Genomic DNA, 23,088 nt, shown 5'->3' with positions numbered 1-23,088 from the left:
GAATTTTCAATTAGTTGAAGGAAGGCGGATGAAAAGGCATTGAAAAAATTATTATTTTTAATGTTTTTGACAGTATTTATTTTAACAGCATGTAACTCATCAACGCTAAGTATTAGTGAAATTGAGAGTGTTCCAGAAAAAGTGCAAAAGGTAATCGAAGAAAAAAATACACTTCAATTAATCAACGATGTAGATAAGAATATTTCTTATCTCGTTTTTCAGTCAAAAGGAACAGTTACAACAGGCCTTGAAACACAAGGTGATACATTAATAATAAAATTAGATGTTAAGAATCAACAAGATAATGCAATAAAACAACATGTCTATAAATTAACGTTAGACTCTAACCAGGATACGATTGATATTCACATCAATGGAAAATCTACAACTATTGATAATGTAACAGGTATATGAGGAGCAATTATCCTCTTTTCTACAATCGAAATATTGACCTACCACACATCAATTTAGGGACTTATGCGTAAAACAAGTCCCTTTTGTTATGCTTTCTCAATCGCTCCTATTTGAATCGCTAATTGATATATTTCTTTAGTCTAACCAACGCAAAAAGCCTCCTAACATTTTTGTTAGAAGGCAAAACTATTCAGCAATATTAGTCAAAAATAATTTTATTGACTGCATCACGGTCTAATTTTTTAATTACTTCCACCATTAATTTTACAGCATGATCATAATCATCACGATGTAAAATACCTGCATGTGAGTGGATGTAGCGTGTAGCAATACCGATAGATAGGGCAGGTATACCATTTGCAGTTACGTGGATAGAACCAGCGTCTGTACCGCCGCCAGCCATCGCCTCGAATTGATATGGAATATTGTGCTCATCAGCTACATCTAATACGAATTCACGTAAACCGCGGTGTGATACCATTGATGCATCGTAAACAACAATTTGTGGACCAGCGCCCATTTTACTAGTTGATTCTTTTGCAGTTACCCCTGGTGTGTCTCCTGCTACACCTACATCGACAGCAAAGCCGATATCTGGTTGGATTTTATGCGTAGCAGTTTTCGCACCACGAAGCCCTACTTCCTCTTGGACATTCCCTACAGAATAAAGGATGTTTGGATGCTTTTCATTTTGCAATGCTTTCATCACATCAATTGCAATTGCACAACCAATGCGGTTATCCCATGCTTTTGCTAATAAGTATTTTTCATTTTTCATCACATTAAATTCGAAATATGGTGTTACCATATCGCCAGGACGTACGCCCCATTCAAGTACTTCATCTTTTGAAGCCGCACCAACATCGATAAACATATCTTTAATGTCTACCACTTTGTTACGTACATCTGCTGGTAAAATATGAGGTGGCTTTGAACCAATAACCCCAATAATTTCATCGCCTTTACGTGTTGTAATTGTTACACGCTGTGCAAGCATAACCTGACTCCACCAGCCACCTACTGTTTGGAATTTGATGAACCCTTTGTCATCGATTTGAGTAACCATGAAGCCTACTTCATCTAAGTGACCTGCAACCATAATTTTCGGGCCATTTTCATCCCCAACTTTTTTAGCAATAACGCTACCTAAATTATCTGTTTCAACTAAGTCTGCATATGGTCCAATGTATTTTTTCATGACCTCGCGTGGTGCACGTTCATTACCTGCAATACCATTCGCATCTGTTAAATCTTTAAACATTTGTAATGTTGAATCTAGCTGTGTCATCCTTTTGCCTCCTGACTCTTATATCTTCTCTATTATACTTCGTTTACCGAAATATTCCTAGCTTAATCGTCAGAAAATTGGTGTATTTCTTACACTTTAATATCCTGTGCGCTGACGATTATAATTTTCTTCATTTTTCTCAATATATGCCACAACAACATCCTCAAATGAAAAGCCCAGATTAAATGCAAGCAATCCATAGCATTGCCAGATCGCTAAGTATCTATCCTCTGTTGGTTGACTAATAAAACTTAAAATATAGTCTTGTGTCATTAAAAATGTCTCTGTTAAATCTCTCTTCTCTTCAATCACCGGCCATTTTTCAATCGCTGTATAACCTTTTAATAAGCCAAGTGATAATATAAAATGAATCGAATCCACATATTCCTCTAAAATCACATCACGTTCTGAAGCTCCCTTTGTGCTCCAAAACTTAAAGCAACGTGTCTCATTTGCTAGTTCAGCTAGCTCTACCATTAAGGCTAAACCTTTTTCTTTAAATACATCACGTTCTATATTTTGTGTTTTCTCGATGAAATCATCAAGCCCTTTTTGCATTTTAAACAATTGTTGTAAATTCATTTTTTTCTCCTAAATTTCTTAAAAATATTTATAAAAAGTGAAACTAATTGTCCTTCACAATCGTATAGGAAGGAATAACCTTTCTTCAAGGGGGAAATTAAAAATGTTGCCGTTACTTATTCGTCTTGCTGTTATTGCGCTTATTATCTATGTATTTTATAAAGCGATTCGTTATATAACCGATCCTAAGCGAAAACTTGATGAAGCCTATGAAAAAGGCCAATATTATTTTTATGATGACGTCAAAAATGTCCGAAAAAATTTCTTTATCTCTTATAAGGGTGCTCTTTTCGAAGGTGAAAAATACCTCGGCACGACTGAAAATGCCTTCGAGGTTGTGACGATTTTTGTTGGCGCCCGTGATGCCGCTACACTGCAAGGTTTTACAAAAAGAGACTTTGAATACCTACAGCAAGAAATTCTCTTGAACTATCCGAGCGCAAAAATAAATTGGAAGCAGCCCATTGAAAAGCTTATGCGTAACACATCCTCATAATGAGGATGTGTTTTATTTATCGGAATATTTTCATGATTTATCGGAACATTACCGTGTTTTATCGGAATGTTTTCGAGATTTATCACCATATTTGTACTATGATAAAAATTTGAATAGCTGCTAGCAGCGGGAAGCCAAATGCAAAGCTGTTATGGCGTGTTTTATGACGGAATAAATACATTCCTAGCACCCCACCTACTGCACCACCAGCGATTGCTAATGTAAATAATGTGCGTTCTGCAATACGCCATTCATGCTTTTTTGCTTTCGATTTATCCATGCCGATACGAAAAACATATACATTTCTTAAAAAATGTAGACATCTCCACTGTGACACAACTTATATCTTCCGACTTCCGTATTTGTCTTCCTTATTCTCCGAGTCTGGTTTCGCCAAAGCTACTACCATTTAGTATGACTCTCCAAAGGCTTAAATTCCGCAGTATCGTTGCGTACACATCTAAGGTTTAGTGTCAGTTAAATTCCTTAGATTGAGTAATTTGCTAAGTTAATGCTTGCGTTCAAATCTCTATCCAGCTTTAATCCGCAAGAGCAGATAAATAATCTGTCTTTCAGTTTCATATCGGTTTTGATTTGTCCACAATTAGAACAAGTTTTTGATGATGGAAACCATCTGTCAGCTTCAACAAATTCAATTCCGTATTTTTGACATTTGTCTTGAATTTGCCGTTTGAATTCATATATCTTTTCCTCGGCTACCGCCTTCGCCAGATGTTTATTTTTCATCAACCCTTTTACATTTAAATGTTCCATTACAATACGAGATGGCTTGGTTTTCACAATCTCATTAGAACATTGATGTAAATGATTTGTTCGAATCGCCTTTCGCTTCCATTCTTCTTAGCGTTTCACATTTACACCAACACGTTTAGCAAATTTCCCAATGGACATTCATTCCATGCGTACCACCTCTCTTTCAATATGATAAAATCACTTTACCCTATTTAGAGAGGTTGCTAACATTTTTATAGTTGTATATATTTTTCTTGTTCACACGAAGGCGCAACCCTTCATGCAGTCTTTCTCCCACGAGTAGACCTCTTATGCTTTCACATAAGTGCAGACTATATCTTCATCTTATCTTCTAATAAGAGCCACATTTTTCTTCCGCCATTCGCTTGCGGTTTTACTCTCCCTCAAGGAGATAGTCGTTGAACGTCTTCCTTATCTCATTAGAGATTTAGGAGTTTCGCTGCTAAACATCCATTGCCAAAGCACTTAGCGCTACCGTTTTCCGTTGTCACGATGATCCTTTACGGACACTGAGTAATTTTTTTCAGCTTATGCCATCCTTGTTGTTTTTTCTGCTTTCGCACCGTTACGTCTGCCGTTTCCAGCTCCGCTTTGGTCACAAGGCTTTAGGAGTTAAAAGCAATTAACGTGGAGTTCGCACCAATCGCTTGATACGAAGGGTATTCTGTTATAAATCTATGTTTCTATACAGGTTTGTATAGTTTGGTTTAAATTTGTTGTAACAGTTTAGTTACCCATCATCACGAGCAGAACTATAGAAACAACTGCCATATAGGCCAATAATACTTGCCCCATTGTTAAGTACTCCTTTATTTTTACTATTTACTACTACTCTAACACAAAAAAGACTGACGAATAAATCCATCAGTCTTGTGAAAGCATTATATCACTAATTATTTAGCAACAGCTTTTTTAGCAGATTCAGCTAATAGAGTGAATGCTGCTGCATCAGTTACAGCTAGGTCAGCTAACATTTTACGGTTAACTTCGATACCAGCAACTTTTAAACCGTGCATTAAGCGGCTGTATGAAAGACCGTTCATGCGAGCAGCTGCGTTAATACGAGTGATCCATAATTTACGGAAATCACGTTTTTTCTGACGACGGTCACGGTATGCATATTGACCTGACTTCATCACTGCTTGGTTAGCAACTTTGTATAATGTATGTTTTGAACCATAGTAACCTTTAGCTAATTTCAATACTTTTTTACGACGTTTGCGCGTCACTGTTCCGCCTTTTACGCGTGGCATATGAATTACCTCCTGCTTTTCATTTAAAAATGAATGTTAGTATTTTGTTTGTGTAGTCAAATTATTTCATGTAAACAAGTAATGATTTGATGCGTTTGAAGTCACCAGATGAAACGATGTTTGCTTTACGTAGGTGACGTTTTTGTTTTGTAGATTTGTTTGCGAATAAGTGGCTTCCATAAGCACGGTCATATTTTAATTTACCTGAACCCGTTTTTTTGAAACGCTTCGCAGCTCCACGGTGAGTTTTCATTTTTGGCATGTCGAATTCCTCCTAAACTGTTCGTCTAATATTATTTCTCGTTCTTTGGTTGAAGAACTAAGAACATGCTTCGGCCTTCCATCTTCGGTTTTTGTTCAACCGTCGATACTTCAGCACAAGCTTCAGCAAAACGATCTAATACACGTTGACCAATGTCTTTGTGTGTAATCGCACGACCTTTGAAACGTAGGCTACATTTTACTTTATCGCCTTTTTCAAGGAATTTAATCGCATTACGTAGCTTCGTTTGGAAATCATGCTCATCGATTGATGGGCTCAGACGAACCTCTTTCATTACGATGACCTTTTGATTTTTACGAATTTCACGGTCTTTCTTTTGCTGTTCAAACTTAAATTTACCATAGTCCATGATACGAGCGACTGGCGGCTTGGCTTGAGGGGCCACAAGGACAAGATCCAAGTTTACACGAGTGGCGATTTCTAGCGCTTCATTACGTGTCTTTACACCAAGCTGGTCACCATTGTGATCGATTAATCGAAGTTCACGTGCGCGAATGCCTTCGTTTACATACATGTCTTTGCTAATAGTAATCCACCTCCAAGTAGTTGTCGCGAATACATGGTTTGGGCAAAGCCTTGCCCGGTTGAACGGTACATCCTCTTGTCATGTCCATAAAAAAAGGACGGACACTAAGATGTCCGCCCGCTATATGTGCATGCGCAAGTCTGCGCAAAACAATTCAACGTGTAATACCTGTTCACAGCCTAAGAGCGTTGTATCAGGTGAGAAGCGGGCAGCCTCTACTTCAACCACAAACTTTGTATTCATTAACCTTAACTATAATAGCATGTACTTTATAAGCTGTCAAATATTTTTTAGCTTATTATTAATAAAGTAACCTAAAAATTTATAATCTAAACTATTATAATGATTCATCTTCATAACGTGAGGTTGATTTCCGTTCCGGCTGGGCGCTTTGTTGCTGCCGCTTCGCTTTCGCACAGATAAAACATTTGCCGCTGACGCTTCGCTTTCGCGCAGAGCAGAGCTTCCTGGGGGCGTCCGATGAGCCGCTTCACTCGCTTTGCTCGCTCCAGAGTCTCGGGCCAACACGATGTTGGTCACGAAGGCGTTATCACAGGACGTGATGGTTTTAGCCTTCGTTCCTCTTAATCGCTGATCCCCGAGGAGTCGCCAGCCTCCACTCCAATCAACTTATATAAATGGCATTTGTTTTAACAAGTGTCACCCCAACATTTGGTAATAAAATCAATAATATTGTTTTGATAAAATTAAGATTACCCTTCAAAAATTGCCGGCGAATTCTAATTAATCGCATCAACGGCAAAATCATTAAAATTATTTTGTAATTTCTGCTTTAATGTTAGCTAAGAAGTCTTGGAAGCTAATTGTTTCTGAGTCTTTTGAGCCGTAACGACGTACATTTACGCCACCAGCCTCTACTTCTTTGTCTCCGATAACAAGCATATACGGGATTTTTTTCATTTGTGCTTCACGGATTTTGTAGCCTAGTTTTTCTTCACGGTCATCCATTTCAACACGTAAGCCCGCTGCAGTTAATTGCTCTTCAATTTGTTTTGCATAATCAAAGTGTGCTTCGTTTGAAACTGGAATAACTTCAACTTGTACTGGTGCTAACCATGTTGGGAATGCACCTTTATATTCTTCGATTAAGAAGGCAACGAAGCGTTCCATTGTTGATACAACACCACGGTGAATAACAACTGGACGATGTGGTTTACCATCTTCCCCAACGTAAGTTAAGTCAAAGCGCTCTGGTAATAAGAAGTCAAGCTGAACTGTTGATAAAGTTTCTTCTTTACCAATGGCAGTTTTCACTTGTACGTCAAGTTTAGGACCGTAGAATGCAGCTTCACCTTCAGCTTCGAAGTAATCTAAGCCAAGCTCATCCATTGCCTCTTTTAACATACTTTGTGCTTTTTCCCACATTGCATCGTCATCGAAGTATTTCTCAGTATCTGCTGGATCACGATAAGATAAACGGAATGAGTAATCTTTTAAATCGAAGTCTTTGTATACTTCTAAAATTAACTGTACTACTTTTTGGAACTCCGCTTTAATTTGGTCTGGACGAACGAAGATATGCGCATCGTTTAAAGTCATCCCACGTACACGTTGTAAGCCTGAAACAGCGCCTGACATTTCGTAACGGTGCATTGTACCAAGCTCCGCAATACGTAATGGTAGGTTACGATAAGAATGCATGCTGTTTTTGTACACCATCATATGGTGAGGACAGTTCATCGGACGCATAATTAATGTTTCATTGTCCATTTCCATTGGTGGGAAAATAGAATCTTGGTAGTGATCCCAGTGACCAGAAGTTTGGTACAGCTCTTTAGAACCAAGTACTGGCGTATAAACATGTTTATAACCAAGAGATAATTCTTTATCCACGATATAGCGCTCAATAACACGACGGATTGTTGCACCGTTTGGTAGCCATAGCGGTAAGCCTTGACCAACTTTTTGAGAAGTTGTAAATAACTCTAATTCTTTACCGATTTTACGGTGATCACGCTCTTTGGCTTCTTCAAGCATTTGCAGGTGATGTTTTAATTCTTCTTTTTTAAAGAATGCTGTACCATAAATACGTTGTAGCATTTTGTTATCTGAGTTACCTCTCCAGTAAGCACCTGCTAATGAAAGAAGTTTGAACTCACGAAGTTTGCCAGTCGATGGTGCGTGAATACCACGGCAAAGGTCGAAAAATTCACCTTGATAATAAATAGAAACTTGTTCATCTTCTGGAATTGCTTCAAGTAATTCTAATTTGTACTCATCGCCAATTTCTTCATAAATCGCTTGTGCATCTGCACGGCTAACATTTTTACGCTCGATTTCTAGGTTTTCAGCGATAATTTTTTTCATTTCTTTTTCGATTGCTGGTAGGTCTTCAGCAGTGATTGGCGTTGGTGCATCGATATCGTAGTAGAAGCCACCTTCAATAACCGGACCAATACCAAGTTTAACTTCTGGGAATAAACGTTTAATCGCTTGTGCTGTTAAGTGTGCAGTAGAATGACGTAGGATTTCCAGTGCTTCCTCATCATCCTGTGTAATAATTGAGATTGTTGCATCCTCTTCAATTGGTGTTTTTAAATCGACTAAGACACCATTTACTTTACCAGCATATGCTTTTTTACGAAGTCCTGGACTAATTGATAATGCTACGTCATCAGTAGATGTACCTTTTGCAAATTCCTTTACAGCGCCATCTGGGAAAGTTAATTTAATTATATCTGACATTTTTTTGCACTCCTTCTAGTTTTGTTGTGATGCATGATTGAAGTCCAAGAATCCCCGGAATTTATCCTTATTCTGCAGGTGTTTGGACACCCACTGAAAAGGAACTACATCCGCATTCATCTCACCACTATTTTCCATTGAACGGAAATAAAAAAAGCTCCGTCCCTACGAAAGGGACGAAGCGTATGCTCGTGGTTCCACCCTTCTTCCTTCCGACTTTTTATAGTCAGACGAAGCTCAAGGCTAGCTAACGGGCTAGGGACCGGCGAAAGATTATCCCTTTCGCTGCTCAGTTGGTAGTAAATAGTGTGCTCGAACTAGGAAGCTTACAGCCAATGACTTCCCTCTCTAAAAGCCGCTACACAAAATTCATGTCCTCATCAATGCATTTTGTAATTTATTATATGTGACAGTATACGCTCGATTGTCGCAAAATGCAACAGTCAATGTTACATACGGCGATTTTTGCCACGCATTTCAATTGGCTCTGTCAAGGCTTTAACACGTTCCATAATACGTCCAGCCTTCACGACTTCAATGTCACCCTTTTGCGACTGTGCTAAATGATGCTCCAACTCATCATAATTAAAATTAGATGTAATGAATGTTGGCAGTTGCTCCGCCATGCGGTAATGGAAAATAGTCCCTAGAATTTCGTCTCGCGTCCAAGCAGTCAGTGTCTCGGCTCCTAAATCATCGAGCATTAGCACTGGTGCCTTTTTTACATAATCTATTTTTTCATTCAACGTATTATCGCCAATTGCATTTTTCATTTCTCGTAAAAATTCAGGCACGAAAACGACTACAGAACGAATTTTGATAGAGGCTAATTCATTCGCAAGTGCGCCCAGTACAAAGGACTTCCCTACACCAAATTTACCGTATAAATAATAACCCTTTGCAGGAAGCTTTCCTGTTTCCAATGTTGCCTTTACAAATTGTGCCGCTTTTTGAGCAATCATGACACGAGATTCATCGTCAATGAGTAAATCTTGAATGGTTGCTTGTAGCACATCCTTCGGCATATGCATACTCGCAATCATATTGGCTACATCACGACGTTCCTCCTCACGCATCTTTTGTTCACATCGTACATAATCAATTTCAACGGTACCCCGGACTACTCGTAAAGATGGTAAAAAACCTTTTAAGTAGTTTGTACAACTTTCCGTATTATCGCAGCCACAGCATACTGTAGATTGACTAATAAACTCGTGGAGCTTCGGTAAATTACGTTCAATTGATTCATAGCTTAACTCATCTGCATGCTCTGCTAAAAATTCTTGCACACGAGGGTTTTCTAAAATTTCTCGACGCATCGCTTCGTAACGTTCTTGAAATGATGGTACATTAATTGCTCTTTTTAATGGTCCATTAATTGGTTCGATTGTCGTTCACCCTCCTTACTTATCACTTTTCCCAAGCATCTCTAATATCTTTTGACGCTCTCGCTCAAAATCTATCGTGCTTGAAGTGTTTTCTTCTTGTTGCTCGTTACGTTTGTAAAACCATTCAGGTACCTTCTCTTCACGTTGATTTCCTGAACGCCCTCTAGCACTTTGATTACTTTTCCTCGGTGTCTGCGGCTTATTTTTCCACGTAGTGTATTTATCATGCTCTTGGCGTGCTAGTTCCATTGCTTCTTTTGCTGTTTGGATATTTTTACGTACCCAATGATCCGCAATCGTTTCCACATATTTTTTAGGTAACTTCATATCAGTTGTTAGCATGACATATTCCAAAAGAGCATTAACAACACCTACTGGCATTCCATGCTGGACAATTAAACTCTCAGCAAGCTGCACGGAGGTCTGCAAAGGTTCTTTGCCATTATTGATATCTCGCAGTACTTGCACTGGAGGAGTCGTTTCTAAATATTGCTGAAGCTCCTGATCCTTTGTTTTTTGGCTTGATTCCTCTATGGATGACGGCTGTTTACTCACTCTAGCAAGTTTTGGTGGTTCTTTTGATACCGTTAGCTTATAAAAATCCGCAGCGGCCTTACGTAAACGTTCCAATGAAATCCCTAAATCATCATCTAATGCAAGAATCACTACTTTTTGCATATCAAGTGCCGTTAAGTGATATAAAAACGCTAATTTTGCGATTGATTCACGTACCTCAAATGTTAGTAGGCTTGCCGGCACTAGTTGCTCCGATAAGCCCGTTTGCAGTAGTTCAAAGTCAAACTGATCAAAATAAAACGGATATACCTTTTGCTGTTTATCCTTATGACTAGTATCAACTTGTAAATCATCTGGAATCTTTGTACTTACAGGCTTAAAAACATCTATGAAGGCACGCGATACATCTTTAAATTCTGCATCTCTTGTAGATGGAATAAAACGCTGACGTAACTTCCGATAAGCTTGCTCCCCTATTTTACTAAATAAAAACATCGAGAGCAGTGGGTCTTTCATAAAGCTATCTGCATCAAGTGGACGTATCAACTCATATAAAAAGCTTCGCTGGCCAGCATCTTCTTTTTTCCATGTGCGTAACAGACCAATTGCTTCGAGCGCAATACGTGCCTCAAATACTTTACCAATAGGAAGCCCTAGCACATTCATTAAATAATAATGTGTCATTTGCTGCTTAGACATTTGTTCAGCTTCTGCCCATAGTGTTAAATAAAGGCTGATTGGCTCCGCTCCAATTAAAGGCTGATAAAAAAGCGTTACTAATTGACGTTCCTGCGTAGAAAGTGCATGAGGTAGACGAATGTCAAAAGAATCAGCTGGCTGCAATTCCTTATACAAATGGTTCAACGTCATTCACCCTCTCTGTTTACCTTATAATTTCTGTTCTGTCTGACGTTGGATAATTTCTTTAATTTCTTCAATAAAGACATTGATATCCTTAAATTGACGATAAACCGATGCAAAGCGCACATATGCAACCTCATCGATTTTCGCTAAGCGATCCATTACCATTTCTCCAACATCCTCAGATTGGACTTCGGAATTCCCAATGCGGCGAAGATCTTTTTCAATGGACATTACTAGGCCCTCAAGTACTTCAAGAGAAACAGGACGTTTTTCGCAAGCACGAATAAGTCCACGAAGTACCTTTTCACGGCTAAATTCTTCTCGCGAACCTTCTTTTTTCACGACAACTAAAGGTGTCTCTTCAATTTTTTCAAACGTTGTAAAGCGGAAGCCACATGACTCACATTCACGACGTCTACGAATTTCTTTATTATCATCAACTGGCCTCGAATCTACAACACGCGTTCCGTTAAATTGGCAAGATGGACATCTCATATAATTACTCTCCTGATTTCACAACAATTTAATATCTTTATTATAACAAATTTCCTATGTATAAGAAAAGCGCATTGACGCTAGTGTGCTCATGATAAACCTTGAAAGGAGAAAGTACAAGCATAGATTCTGTTGTCTAACAAAAAAAGCACATTGAAATCACTTGGATTTCAATGTGCTTCAGCCTAACTTCTTTCAGCTGGTGTCCAAACATCCGCTGAAAGAAGTTAGAGCCTCTGATGAATGTCACTGAATCGGAAAAAGGAGTTCTTTGTGCAAGCACAAAGCCGATTTCGAACGCAATTATGCCGAGGCATAATTGATTTATTATGCATTAACTGTTTCTAAAGCTTTTGCCACTTTTTTAACAAGATCAACTACACGTGCAGAATAGCCCCACTCATTGTCGTACCAAGCAAGCACTTTCACTTTGCGGTTACCCATTACCATTGTAGAAAGTCCATCTACTGTAGAAGAGTAAGTTGTTGTATTGTAATCAGAAGATACTAGAGGCTCAACTGAGAAGTTTAAGATACCTTTCATTGGACCTTCAGTAGCAGCCTTCACAAATGCAGCATTGATAGAATCTACTGTTACGTCAGTATTTAAATCAACTACTAGGTCAACTAATGATACGTTTGGTGTTGGAACACGAAGTGCCATACCATGAATTTTGCCTTCTAATTCTGGTAACACTAATTTTAATGCTTTTGCAGCACCTGTAGATGTTGGAATGATTGATTGTGCGCAACCACGTGCACGACGTAAATCTTTATGTGGATTATCTAAATTCTTTTGGTCATTTGTATAAGCGTGAACTGTTGTCATTAATCCGCTTTCAATTCCAAATGTGTCATTTAATACTTTGGCAACTGGTGCTAAGCAGTTTGTTGTACAAGAAGCATTTGAAATAACATCATGTTTTGCGATATCAAGTTTCTCATCATTTACACCTAAAACAATTGTTACGTCCTCGTTTTTACCAGGTGCTGTTAAGATAACTTTCTTTGCTCCTGCTTCTAAGTGCATTGCTGCTTTTTCACGATCATTAAATTTACCAGTTGCTTCAATAACGATATCCACACCCATTGTTGCCCATGGTAATTTTAATGGGTCACGTTCGCTAATAATTTGAACACGTTTACCATTTACAATTAAAGCATCGCCTGCTGGCTCAATTGTACCCTCGAATGTTCCGTGATTTGTGTCATACTTAATCAAATGTGCTAAAGTTTCAGCTGGATAGCTAGCGTTAATCGCAACGATATTTAAACTTTCTTGCACGATCGCTTGGCGGAAAACCATACGTCCGATACGTCCGAAACCATTAATAGCAACTGATACTGTCATTTATAAAATCCTCCTGTGAGTCATACTCAAATTAATTATATACTTTATGCGAATAGTATAACACAATTTCAAAAAAGATGAACATTATATATTCATAATATTAAAGTTCTTATTTTCTGAAAAATAAAATCGCTTAAATTAATCCTTATTATGGTATAAATCCACAAAAAAATGCATAGCAAAGTGTTCTTGCTACGCATTCGTGTTGTTAAAAAAACAAAATTGGCAAGGAAATCTCGGTGAATGGCATGCCTCTTTAATGTGATTTCCGTTCCAGGCTACTCGCTTTGTCGCTGACGCTTCGCTTTCGCGCAGAGCAGAGCTTCCTGTAGGCGAGCGTCGAGCCGCTTCCTCCGCTAGCGTTGCTACTGCCGCTTCATTAACACTCCGCTTTCACACAGACAAAACCTTTTTGCTATAAAACGACGTGTCAGAGGATACATGCTATGTGAATTAGGTGATTTCCGTTCCGACTGCCGACATAATAAAGTAAAAGGATTCACACACAGTTTTGTGTATGAATCCTTTTTTTGCTCTTTGGCGGGTGGATGTCGATAAAATTCAGAAGTTTGGTGATAAAACGTGAAAGTTAGTCGATAAAGTTTAAAAGTTGGGCGATAAAACGTAAATGTTAGTCGATAAAACTCAAAAGTTTGGTGATAAAACTCAAAAGTTTGGTGATAAAACGTAAAAGTGTTCCGATAAAACTCAAAAGTTGGATGACATTTTGTTAAAACGTATGTCATGTGGAATGGAAATCAACTACTCGTTTTGCCGAAGAGCCATACTATTTTTAATGTGACACCTTAATTTCATTAACACAATAGTTTTTCAAAAAATATGAAATGCGTAGCAATACGTCATTGCTACGCATCAAATGATTTTACAAATTTTTAATTAATTACGTTCCAATATGTCAGGATTTTTGTTAATTGGTGCTCTGTTTGTTCTAGATTTTCATTATTATATATAACCGCATGGGCACCTTTTTCTTTGACTGACATAGGTAACTGAGAACGCATTCGAGCTAGTGCATCTTCTTTCGATAAGTTGTTACGCTCCATTAATCGACGAAGCTGTACCTCTTCACTGACCGATACCACGATAATACGCTCGACAAAATGCTGTAACTGACTTTCAAATAAAAGCGGAATATCCATCACAACATGCTTTTCGCCAGCCTCTAAATAAGCATCGCGTTGGCGTAGCATTTCCTGACGAATAGCAGGATGCATAATATCATTTAACATTTTACGCTTGGCAGGTTCGTGAAAAATGATATCGCCAAGCTTGGCACGATTTAAACTACCGTCTTCTAGCAATATATCTTGTCCAAAATTTTCAGCTATTAACTTTAAAGTCTCCGTTCCTGGTTCTACAACATCACGTGCAACAATATCTGCATCGACAATCGGTAAACCAAGTGCTGTCATCATTTTTACTACTGTACTTTTTCCGCTTGCAATACTTCCTGTTAATCCGATAATCATAGTTAAATCCCCTTTAATGTTGACAATTTGGGCAAAAGACTGATGTGCGCCCACCTATCGTCATTTGGCTTGTTGCAGTACCACACGTAGAACATATCTTCTTTCCGTACATTTGCAGTCGATTCTGCATACTTCCAGCCTCACCATTAATATTACGATAATCTGAAATTGTTGAACCCCCAGCTTCAATGCTTTGACGTAAAATCGCGACAATTGCCTCGAATAATGCACGCTTACCCTTTTCACTGATGCGGTTCATCGTGCGTGCCGGATGAATTTTTTGAGCAAATAATGCTTCGGTAGCATAAATATTGCCACAGCCCGAAATAACCTGCCCATCCATAATGACATCCTTAACGGCCTTTTTCTCATATTTCGGTAACTTTGATTTCGCAATAAAATAATCACACGCTATTTCATCGAATGGCTCTGGCGCCATTTTGGTTAATGGTACATGATCTTCAATTTTTGTTAAAAAACGTAGTTCACCAAAGCGGCGTATATCCGAATAAATTAAATAGCCACCATCTGCCATTTGAAATGTAGCATGAATATGCTTTTTAAATTTTGCCTCAAGGATTTCCTCAGGCGAGTTCACCACAAACCATGCACCTGTCATCCCTAAATGACTAACAAGCACATAAGGGACATCCGCTTTTAGCAAATGAAAAAAGATGTATTTCGCACGTCGTTCGACTTTTGTAATCGTCATTTGAGACAAGGATATTTCAAATGCATCAGGCTCAGCTTGCTTCACGATACATTGCTTTCCCTCTCCAAAGGAAAAACGAATAATTTCAGATAGTTGAACCTGTTGAATTGTACGCCCTTCAATTTTAGGTTTTAATGCCTGGACGACACCTTCAACCTCTGGTAATTCAGGCATTTTAACCCCTCCTTATTTTGCTTCGTACCAAGTCGCACCGTAGTTAAAATCTACTTTTAATGGTACTGAAAGCTCGATTGCGTTCTCCATAACCTCTGGTACTATTTTTTCAAGCAATGCAATCTCCTCTTTAGGTGCTTCAAAAATTAATTCATCATGCACTTGTAAGAGGATTTTTGCCTGCATATTTTCTTTTTTCAAACGAGCATCCATATCAATCATTGCTTTTTTAATAATATCTGCTGCACTTCCCTGAATTGGCGTATTCATCGCAGTACGCTCTGCAAAGCTTCGCAGATTGAAATTCGAGCTCGTAATGTCAGGTAAATATCGACGTCTATTTAAAATCGTTGTCACATAACCATTAAACTTCGCATCTTGGACGATATCATCCATATATTGTTTTACACCCGGGAAACTCGCAAAATATTTCTCGATAAATGTAGAAGCTTCCTTACGGGTAATATCCAAGTTTTGCGATAAGCCGTAATCACTAATACCATAGACAATACCAAAGTTTACTGCTTTTGCAGCACGGCGCATATTACTGTCGACCTCATCTTCTGAGACATGGAATACATCCATAGCAGTACGTGTATGAACATCCATACCTTCACGGAAAGCGTCGACTAAGTTTTCATCCTTTGACATATGGGCCAATACACGCAATTCGATTTGCGAATAATCGGCAGAAAATAATATCCAATCTTCGTTCGATGGCACAAATGCTTGACGAATTTTTCGACCTTCTTCTAAACGAATCGGGATGTTTTGCAAATTCGGATCCGTCGAGCTTAAACGTCCTGTAGCAGTTAGTGCTTGTTGGAAACGAGTATGCACCTTTCCATCCTCTTCATGGATTTCCTTTAACAGGCCTTCGATGTAAGTTGACTGTAATTTCCCAAGCTGACGATATAAAAGAATATGCTCAATAATGGCATGCTCTGGTTTTAATTTTTCCAATACATCTGCTGCAGTGGAATAACCAGTCTTTGTCTTTTTAATAACAGGAAGACCAAGTTTATCAAAGAGGATGACACCTAATTGCTTTGGTGAATTAATATTGAAGGCTTCTCCTGCTTCAGCATAAATTGCTTGTTCGATAACAATTAGCTTGTCATTTAATTCCTGACCCATCTTCTCTAATGTGGCACGATTGACCGTGATTCCCTCACTTTCCATTTCCCCTAAAATAGAAGCAAGCGGAAGCTCTAAATTTTTATAGAGTTCAAACTGTTCGTTTTCCTTTAACAATGCCTCAAGCTTCGGCTGTAAAGACCACACAGCAAAGGCTTTGCGGCTGGCATGCTCAGAAAGTGCGTCAATGGCAGGTATAGCTCGTTTCGCGCCTTTACCATAAACAGTCTCATTTGCCTGCACGTTACGATAACCTAGTTCTTTCGCAAGTGTTGCCACATCATCTCCACTTAGCGCAGGATTATTAATATAAGAAGCAAGTAATAAGTCAAATTCCACACCAGCCAAACGAATTCCCGCACGTTTTAACGCAGCCTGAGATGCTTTTGAATCAGACATATACTTTATTTTAGTAGCATCTTCTAACCAAAGACGAAGGACATCTGATTTAGCCGCAATATCAAACGGCACATACATTGTTTTCGCTCCATCTGTTAGTGCAATGCCTAGTTGCTGACATGTATGATAATGCTCATCCTCTAGCTCCAAATGCACTGCCATTACATCTTTTAAATGCTCTTGTTTTACTTCTTGTACAATTTTATAGTCAAAAGGTGCTTGTTCCTCTTCTTGGACAGTAAAATCACTTTTCTCTAGCAATGATTTAAAGCCAAGCTCTTGCCACACGCTAATTAATTCTTCTTCATTCGGACCATTATAAATAAGATCCGAAAGCGTTATTTCAATCGGTGCCTCTGTAAAAATGGTAGCTAGCTTTTTACTCATTAGTGCCTGTTCTTCATTGGCAACTAATTTTTCTTTCATTTTAGAAGCCTTCACTGTATCCATTGCCGCATAAAGGGACTCCACTGAACCATGCTCTTTAAGTAATTTAACAGCCGTTTTTTCACCGACACCTGGTACACCAGGGATATTATCTGAAGAATCCCCCATTAAACCTTTCATATCAATAATTTGTTGGGGAGTTAATCCGTATTTTTCTGCAATAAATTCTGGTGTATTTCTTTCAATTTCAGTAATGCCTTTTTTAGTAATATATACTGTTACTTGCTCAGTCGCGAGCTGTGTTAAGTCACGATCTCCTGATACGACGATGACGTCCATATCATGTGATGAAGCTTCTTTGGCAAGTGTCCCTATAATATCGTCCGCTTCGTACAGTTCAAGCTCATATCGCTTAATACCATAAGCATCGATAAGCTTACGTATATAAGGGAACTGCTCAGATAATTCTGGTGGAGTCTTTTGTCGACCACCCTTATATTCCGTAAATGTTTCATGTCGGAAGGTTGTCTTACCCGCATCAAAGGCAACCAAAATTTTCGTTGGCTGCTCTTCCTCTAATATTCTTTGTAGCATTGTTGTAAAGCCGTACACTGCATTCGTATGAATTCCACTATCATTCGTCAATAATGGCAACGCAAAAAACGCGCGATATGCTAAACTATTGCCGTCCAATAATAGCAATTTTTCCTTTGTCATGATTTTATCCTCCTGCGTTTTCGTCTTCTTAATTGTAAAACGAAAACGTATGTTTGAAAATGCCTCTTCCTTTTACTTTATCGAGAAAACGGGTATTTTACCAATCATAACGTTGAAAAACGCCAAATTTTCTACATCAATAGCTTAGGATTGACTGCACAAAAAAAGCCAATCACGCGTTGTAATTGACTTCATCTATGTTATTCACTGGCTTTATTAGTTTTTTCTTTACGATAAAAAATCTCTTCATATAGGACTGTCAAAATAAAGGCATTCATAAAGGCAAATACTAAAAATAATGGCATACCACCAAGCTGTGGATGTGTAAGCTCTGTATTAAACACCATGACAGTGCCGATTTGCGCTAAGAAGAAAATAAAGCCAATCCCTACTTGCCATATAGGACGTTTAACCTTGCGTTTCTCGTACAAAAATATTCTTTTAAATATCTTGCGTACATCCTCAGCAATAACTAAACCTAATAAAAACAAAATGACAAAAAATACTGGTATATGATAAACACTTTTTGTGATCCATGCAAAATCTGATAGACGGAAGAAAAGTGTAAATAACGATGCAATACTACAGGCTATTCCCAAATTTTGGAGCCACTTGCTAATTTGCAACTTCACAACTATTACCCCCATTTTTTATTTCTCGAACAATATCATTCTATCAGATAATAGTCATAAACGAAACACAAAATTATATATTTCTATCATTTTCATAACATAACATCTATAATTGAAAGATATTTATAAAAACATGATTAAAAATCCCTAAAACCAGACTAGAAAAATTAAATAGTATATAAGATTGCAATTATAACTAGATCACTCTTAAAAAGCAGCTTCACTTTTCTTATTTTGAAGAATTTTTTATCAACGAAAGTACCGATACCTTCTAAATATCATGAAAACTGAGATATATTATCGGATTCATTAAACATTTCTTCTATAAACTGCTCATTAGAGATTATATTTATTGTAAACGTATGCCATGCATAAGTTGATTGAAGTGGAGACTGGGCGACTCCTTGGGGATCAGCAATAGAGGAACGAAGGCTAAAACCATCACATCCTGTGATAACGCCTTCGTGACCAACATCGGTGCTGTTGCTGTCACTTTGTTGCACTACGTTTTCGCACAGAATGAAACCCTTTTGCTGCCGCTACGTTAGCACTACGCTTTCGCGCAAAAAACATCTGTTGGCCCGAGACCCTGGAGCGAGCAAAGCGAGTGAAGCGGCTCATCAGACGCCCCCCAGGAAGCTCTGCTCTGCGCGAAAGCGAAGCGTCAGCGGCAAATGTTTTATCTGTGCGAAAGCGAAGCGTCAGCAACAAAGCGCCCAGTCGGAACGGAAATCAACCCCACGTTATGGTTAATGAGTCTTAAACCAGTAACTAATATGTAGAAATATATCGCCAGTTTCATAAATGTAAAAAAGCCGTCTCAAAAAGTTTGAGACGACTTCATATGCTTATCCCTGCAAGAATAATAGTGTTATTTTATATAGCCTGATAATATTTTTGCATATGGTGAAGTGGATGGTAAAATAATGACCGTATCTTCCCCTACAGTTTTCTTATATGATTCTAATGTACGGTACAATGAGTAGAATTCAGGGTCTTGAGAGAATGATTTATTGTAAATCTTAGCCGCTTCTGCTTCACCTTCCGCTTGAATCAATGCTGCATCCTTTTTCGCTGTTGCGAGCATTTCTTGAACTTCCTTATCTGTTTGAGCTTCGATACGGCGTTTCTCCGCATCACCTTCTGATAGGTATTTTTGCGACATTGATTCACGATCCGAAATCATATTTGTAAAAACGGATTGCTCATTTACAGTTGGCAAGTCGATACGACGAATACGAACATCTATTACTTCGATTCCATACTTATCATTCGAAAGCAACTCATTGACACGTGCAGTTACCTGATCGTTGATACTCCCACGTGAAGAATCTTCATCATTAATAATCGCCTTATATTCTATTCGACCAAGCTCTGAACGAATAACTGAATAAATAAACTCTTCCATACGTGATTCAACTTTTTCTATTGTTCCTGCGTTTGAAATTAGTTGCTTTGGATCTGTTATATGCCAAACTGCATAATTATCAATAATAATTCGTTTTTTATCCTTTGTATTAATTTCTTCTTCAGAAACTTCATACGTCATTTGATTTTTTGGTAGCTTCGTTACGCTTTGAATAAATGGAACCTTTATCTTCAAGCCAGGCTCACTCTGAAATTTCACTACTTCTCCAAACTGTCTAACAACTGCGTATTCGGATTCTTTAACTATATAAACATTAGTAAATAATATTAAAGCAATAGCAAAAACCGCTGTAAATGTTACGGCAAGAGAAATATATTTTTTCGGATTCAACGGGCCTTTTTTCGACATTTTGACCACATTATCCACTGTACCCTCTTCTTTTGGAGCAGTATTTTTGGATTTACCTGATAAAAAATTGAGGAATTTTTCAAGATCCTTATTTTTTTGGTCCATTAGTTACCGCCCCCTTCTTTTTTCTCCTCTTTTGGTGTTTCCTGTGCAGCAGGTGTCTCCTGTTTCCCAGGTTGCAAAGCTTGAAGAGGCAAGTATTTCATTGTACTGCCATCATCATTCATAATATAAATTTGTGCTTTCGGTAAAACATTTTCAAGCGTTTCTAAAATTAAACGCTCGCGTGTAATTTGTTTATTTCCCTTATATTGCTCATACATTTTATTAAAGACAGCTACATCCCCTTGAGCCTGCTCAATACGGGCTGTTTTTTCACCTTGAGCCTTCGAGATAATAGCATCCTTTTCACCTTCAGCCTCATTAGTACGCTGATTATTATATTTTTTTGCTTGATTAATTTTTGTATTTTTCATTTCACGTGCGTCTGTAACAGCTGTAAAGGCTGCTCGCACATCTGCGTTCGGTAACTCAACATCCTGTAGTTTTACCCCTAAAACACTAATACCAATATCGTATTTTTCAATAAGAGAAACGAGTAAATCTCGTGATTTTGCTTCTATGTCCGCTTTTCCCTCTGTTAACGCAGCGTCGATTTTTGAACTCCCAATAATTGATCGAATTGCACTCGACGTAGCGCTATGTAATATTTTTTCTGGATCTTGTGAGCTGAATAAATACTTTTTCGGTTCTGTAATCTTCCATTGAACGACAAGGTCTGTTAAAACAATATGCTCATCCCCTGTAATCATTTTCGTTTCAGCATCATAAGCTTCCAATTCTCCATTTTTATCTTGCTTATAGCCAAACTTTAAACTAAATGTTTCCTTCGATAATACCTCAACCGATTGTACAGGCCAAGGTAATTTAAAATGTAAACCTGGTTCTGTTACTGTATTATCGGCACGACCGAACGTAATGACAACTGCTTGTTCTGATTCATCTACCGTGTACCATGATGTAAATACCGAAATAAGTGCAACAATCCCGAAAATGCCAAGTCCCACCATCATTAGTGACCTTTTCACACTCATGTCTTATCCTCCCTTAAGCTTAGTACTAATGTATACGGGGCACCTCTTAAAAAGTTTCAAAATATTTTAATAAACCAATTTTTTATTTTAGGCAGTTTGACATAAGGAGCAAGTTCACCAAACGTTCCTGCACTGACCATCCAAATAAAATAGAACTGAAAAAAATCCTGCTACCATTTAAGGCAACAGGATATTGACAACTAGATGTTCAAATGCTGGGAAAAATGTTGTTGATAAAACAATGCTAATTAATGCAGCTACAATCATAGCAAGACTTGCAAAAGTACCTTCTAGCTCACCAAATTCAAATGCTTTAGAGGTACCCGTACCATGTGCTCCCATTCCTAACAGTAGACCTCTAGAGGATGGTCGATGGAAACGACATACTTTAATAACTAATGGTGCTATTAGACTCCCTAAAATACCAGTTACCATAACGAAAACTGCAGTAAGAGTAGGAGAGCCACCAATCATATTGGAAATGTCCATCGCTATTGGTGTAGTAACTGAGCGTGGAACTATGCTATGCACAAGCTCATTATTTAATCCAACTAATACAGCAAAGATAAATGATGATGTAATAGCAACAGCTGAGCCAACTGCAATACTTAGAACAATTTCAAAAGCATGTTTCTTTAATAGGTCAAAATTTTTATAAATTGGTACCGCAAATGCAACTGTTGCTGGCCCTAGTAAATTTGATAAAATACCGGCCCCAGCAGTATAGGATTTATAGGATGTACCCGTTAGTAGCAAGATGATAATTGCCACTAATGGTGTGATTAGTATAGGTGTTAACCATTCCTTCTGATACTTTTTATAAAACATTTTACTAGTATAAAAAACTGCGATAGTACCTAGTAAACTTACTATAGCTATTAACAAGCTCATGCAGTATCACCTTTCTTTCGTTGCCCTAGCAATTGTGCTGTGAAACCTGTTGCAAACATTACAACTATGGCACTCAATACAATAACAAGCACAGCTTTCACACCTTGCACACCGAATAATGCAGTATAATCGATTACTCCGATAGCAGATGGAATGAAAAATAGTAATAATTCACTAAGTAATAAACCTGCACCTAGCTCAATCCATTCAAGCTTAATAATATGAAACTGCAAAAGTAAAAACAATAAGACTAGTCCAATTATGCTCCCTGGAATCGGCAAGTGAAGTAGACGTGCAATACTATTCCCAATAAATAAAATTACATAAAGATAGCCGATTTGCACGATACTATTGACGATTTTCATGGTCATCCTTCTTTCAATTTTTTATCCCGCTTAACGGTCAGAATATAGATCACTTCTGATAAGTGCAGACCGTAAAAGCCCGATTGGTTCAACTAACAAGTACATTGTTTATTAGTTGAATATTATGCTACTATACTTTACACCTATTTACGTTACGTGTAAAACAGAAAAAGAATCTACCACCAAAAAGTTTGGTAATAGATTCTTCCTATTGGCGATAACTAAGCAACACAAATAAGTTATGCATCGGCATAATTGCGTCTGGAAGATTTGACTTCTTTCAGCGGATGTTTCGACAGCCACTGAAAGAAGTTAAAAATTCCTCATATATAAAGATTTTTTTGGCTATTTTAAAGTCTTAACAATTATATAGGGGTT

The 23,088-nt window shown here is 38.0% G+C and carries 23 protein-coding genes and 1 pseudogene; 2 read left to right on the top strand and 22 right to left on the bottom strand.

What is annotated here, in order from left to right:
- Positions 1–39 precede the first annotated feature (39 nt).
- A complete protein-coding gene (locus ACIQ7T_RS02560; protein ID WP_402868408.1) occupies positions 40–414 on the top strand; it encodes a peptidylprolyl isomerase in 375 nt (124 codons plus the stop codon).
- Between the two features lie 199 nt (positions 415–613).
- Here the strand turns inward: ACIQ7T_RS02560 and ACIQ7T_RS02555 are convergent, their stop codons facing one another.
- Positions 614–1,702 (bottom strand): M42 family metallopeptidase, encoded by a 1,089-nt coding sequence (locus ACIQ7T_RS02555; protein ID WP_402868406.1) that lies wholly within the window; start codon positions 1,700–1,702, stop codon positions 614–616.
- Positions 1,703–1,798: 96 nt separating this feature from the next.
- Positions 1,799–2,284, bottom strand: a complete 486-nt coding sequence (locus ACIQ7T_RS02550) for a dUTP diphosphatase (RefSeq protein WP_370075637.1) — start codon at positions 2,282–2,284, stop codon at positions 1,799–1,801.
- Between the two features lie 103 nt (positions 2,285–2,387).
- Here ACIQ7T_RS02550 and ACIQ7T_RS02545 point away from each other — a divergent pair, with 103 nt between their 5' ends.
- Positions 2,388–2,780: a sigma-w pathway protein ysdB gene (locus tag ACIQ7T_RS02545; protein WP_370075639.1), complete on the top strand. Its 393-nt coding sequence runs from the start codon at positions 2,388–2,390 to the stop codon at positions 2,778–2,780.
- An 82-nt stretch (positions 2,781–2,862) separates the two neighbouring features.
- On the opposite strand, the gene ACIQ7T_RS02540 is transcribed toward ACIQ7T_RS02545, so the two are convergent.
- The 20 genes and pseudogenes from ACIQ7T_RS02540 to ACIQ7T_RS02445 all read right to left on the bottom strand — a co-directional run bounded on the left by ACIQ7T_RS02540 (position 2,863) and on the right by ACIQ7T_RS02445 (position 22,710).
- The gene (locus ACIQ7T_RS02540) at positions 2,863–3,117 is read right to left on the bottom strand and encodes a DUF1294 domain-containing protein (RefSeq protein ID WP_370075641.1); all 255 of its coding nucleotides are present in this window, start codon (positions 3,115–3,117) and stop codon (positions 2,863–2,865) included.
- A gap of 149 nt (positions 3,118–3,266) precedes the next feature.
- Positions 3,267–3,620: pseudogene (locus ACIQ7T_RS02535) on the bottom strand (RNA-guided endonuclease InsQ/TnpB family protein); the annotation flags it as partial.
- Positions 3,621–4,447: 827 nt separating this feature from the next.
- Entirely contained in the window at positions 4,448–4,807 is a 360-nt protein-coding gene (rplT, locus tag ACIQ7T_RS02530; protein ID WP_370041477.1) for a 50S ribosomal protein L20, read from the bottom strand.
- Positions 4,808–4,868: 61 nt separating this feature from the next.
- A complete protein-coding gene (gene rpmI, locus ACIQ7T_RS02525) occupies positions 4,869–5,069 on the bottom strand; it encodes a 50S ribosomal protein L35 (RefSeq protein ID WP_004226312.1) in 201 nt (66 codons plus the stop codon).
- Between the two features lie 31 nt (positions 5,070–5,100).
- The gene (gene infC, locus ACIQ7T_RS02520) at positions 5,101–5,604 is read right to left on the bottom strand and encodes a translation initiation factor IF-3 (protein ID WP_025114499.1); all 504 of its coding nucleotides are present in this window, start codon (positions 5,602–5,604) and stop codon (positions 5,101–5,103) included.
- A gap of 786 nt (positions 5,605–6,390) precedes the next feature.
- Entirely contained in the window at positions 6,391–8,322 is a 1,932-nt protein-coding gene (gene thrS, locus ACIQ7T_RS02515; protein ID WP_402868402.1) for a threonine--tRNA ligase, read from the bottom strand.
- Positions 8,323–8,771: 449 nt separating this feature from the next.
- Positions 8,772–9,701 (bottom strand): primosomal protein DnaI, encoded by a 930-nt coding sequence (gene dnaI, locus ACIQ7T_RS02510; protein WP_370075829.1) that lies wholly within the window; start codon positions 9,699–9,701, stop codon positions 8,772–8,774.
- 24 nt (positions 9,702–9,725) lie between these two features.
- Positions 9,726–11,096, bottom strand: coding sequence for a replication initiation and membrane attachment family protein (locus ACIQ7T_RS02505; RefSeq protein ID WP_402868400.1), 1,371 nt, complete (start codon positions 11,094–11,096; stop codon positions 9,726–9,728).
- 18 nt (positions 11,097–11,114) lie between these two features.
- Positions 11,115–11,585 (bottom strand): transcriptional regulator NrdR, encoded by a 471-nt coding sequence (gene nrdR, locus ACIQ7T_RS02500; protein WP_370075647.1) that lies wholly within the window; start codon positions 11,583–11,585, stop codon positions 11,115–11,117.
- Between the two features lie 327 nt (positions 11,586–11,912).
- Positions 11,913–12,935: a glyceraldehyde-3-phosphate dehydrogenase gene (locus ACIQ7T_RS02495; RefSeq protein WP_370075649.1), complete on the bottom strand. Its 1,023-nt coding sequence runs from the start codon at positions 12,933–12,935 to the stop codon at positions 11,913–11,915.
- Positions 12,936–13,828: 893 nt separating this feature from the next.
- Positions 13,829–14,425: a dephospho-CoA kinase gene (gene coaE, locus ACIQ7T_RS02490; protein ID WP_370075651.1), complete on the bottom strand. Its 597-nt coding sequence runs from the start codon at positions 14,423–14,425 to the stop codon at positions 13,829–13,831.
- Positions 14,426–14,438: 13 nt separating this feature from the next.
- On the bottom strand, positions 14,439–15,311 hold the full coding sequence (mutM, locus tag ACIQ7T_RS02485) for a DNA-formamidopyrimidine glycosylase (RefSeq protein WP_370075653.1): 873 nt from the start codon (positions 15,309–15,311) through the stop codon (positions 14,439–14,441).
- 12 nt (positions 15,312–15,323) lie between these two features.
- Positions 15,324–17,951 (bottom strand): DNA polymerase I, encoded by a 2,628-nt coding sequence (gene polA / locus ACIQ7T_RS02480; protein ID WP_370075655.1) that lies wholly within the window; start codon positions 17,949–17,951, stop codon positions 15,324–15,326.
- 200 nt (positions 17,952–18,151) lie between these two features.
- Positions 18,152–18,583: a DNA polymerase I gene (locus tag ACIQ7T_RS02475; protein WP_370075657.1), complete on the bottom strand. Its 432-nt coding sequence runs from the start codon at positions 18,581–18,583 to the stop codon at positions 18,152–18,154.
- A 278-nt stretch (positions 18,584–18,861) separates the two neighbouring features.
- On the bottom strand, positions 18,862–19,086 hold the full coding sequence (locus ACIQ7T_RS02470; RefSeq protein ID WP_402868397.1) for a hypothetical protein: 225 nt from the start codon (positions 19,084–19,086) through the stop codon (positions 18,862–18,864).
- Positions 19,073–19,204 carry a hypothetical protein gene (locus tag ACIQ7T_RS02465; RefSeq protein WP_402868395.1) on the bottom strand — a complete coding sequence of 44 codons (132 nt, stop codon included), beginning with the start codon at positions 19,202–19,204 and terminating at the stop codon, positions 19,073–19,075. The genes ACIQ7T_RS02470 and ACIQ7T_RS02465 overlap by 14 nt, the downstream gene beginning before the upstream one ends.
- Positions 19,205–19,454: 250 nt before the next feature.
- On the bottom strand, positions 19,455–20,465 hold the full coding sequence (gene hflC, locus ACIQ7T_RS02460; protein ID WP_402868393.1) for a protease modulator HflC: 1,011 nt from the start codon (positions 20,463–20,465) through the stop codon (positions 19,455–19,457).
- Positions 20,465–21,454 (bottom strand): FtsH protease activity modulator HflK, encoded by a 990-nt coding sequence (gene hflK / locus ACIQ7T_RS02455; protein WP_402868391.1) that lies wholly within the window; start codon positions 21,452–21,454, stop codon positions 20,465–20,467. Before hflK ends, hflC begins: the two co-directional genes overlap by 1 nt.
- A gap of 177 nt (positions 21,455–21,631) precedes the next feature.
- Positions 21,632–22,345 (bottom strand): LrgB family protein, encoded by a 714-nt coding sequence (locus tag ACIQ7T_RS02450; RefSeq protein WP_370075663.1) that lies wholly within the window; start codon positions 22,343–22,345, stop codon positions 21,632–21,634.
- Positions 22,342–22,710, bottom strand: coding sequence for a CidA/LrgA family holin-like protein (locus ACIQ7T_RS02445; RefSeq protein WP_370075665.1), 369 nt, complete (start codon positions 22,708–22,710; stop codon positions 22,342–22,344). Before ACIQ7T_RS02445 ends, ACIQ7T_RS02450 begins: the two co-directional genes overlap by 4 nt.
- Between the last annotated feature and the right edge of the window lie 378 nt (positions 22,711–23,088).

Origin of the sequence: Lysinibacillus sp. NPDC096212 (assembly GCF_044763105.1) — a bacterium.
Lineage (GTDB): Bacteria > Bacillota > Bacilli > Bacillales_A > Planococcaceae > Lysinibacillus.
The sequence above is the reverse complement of the archived record's forward strand: the minus strand, read 5'-3'. Positions and strand labels throughout refer to the sequence as shown.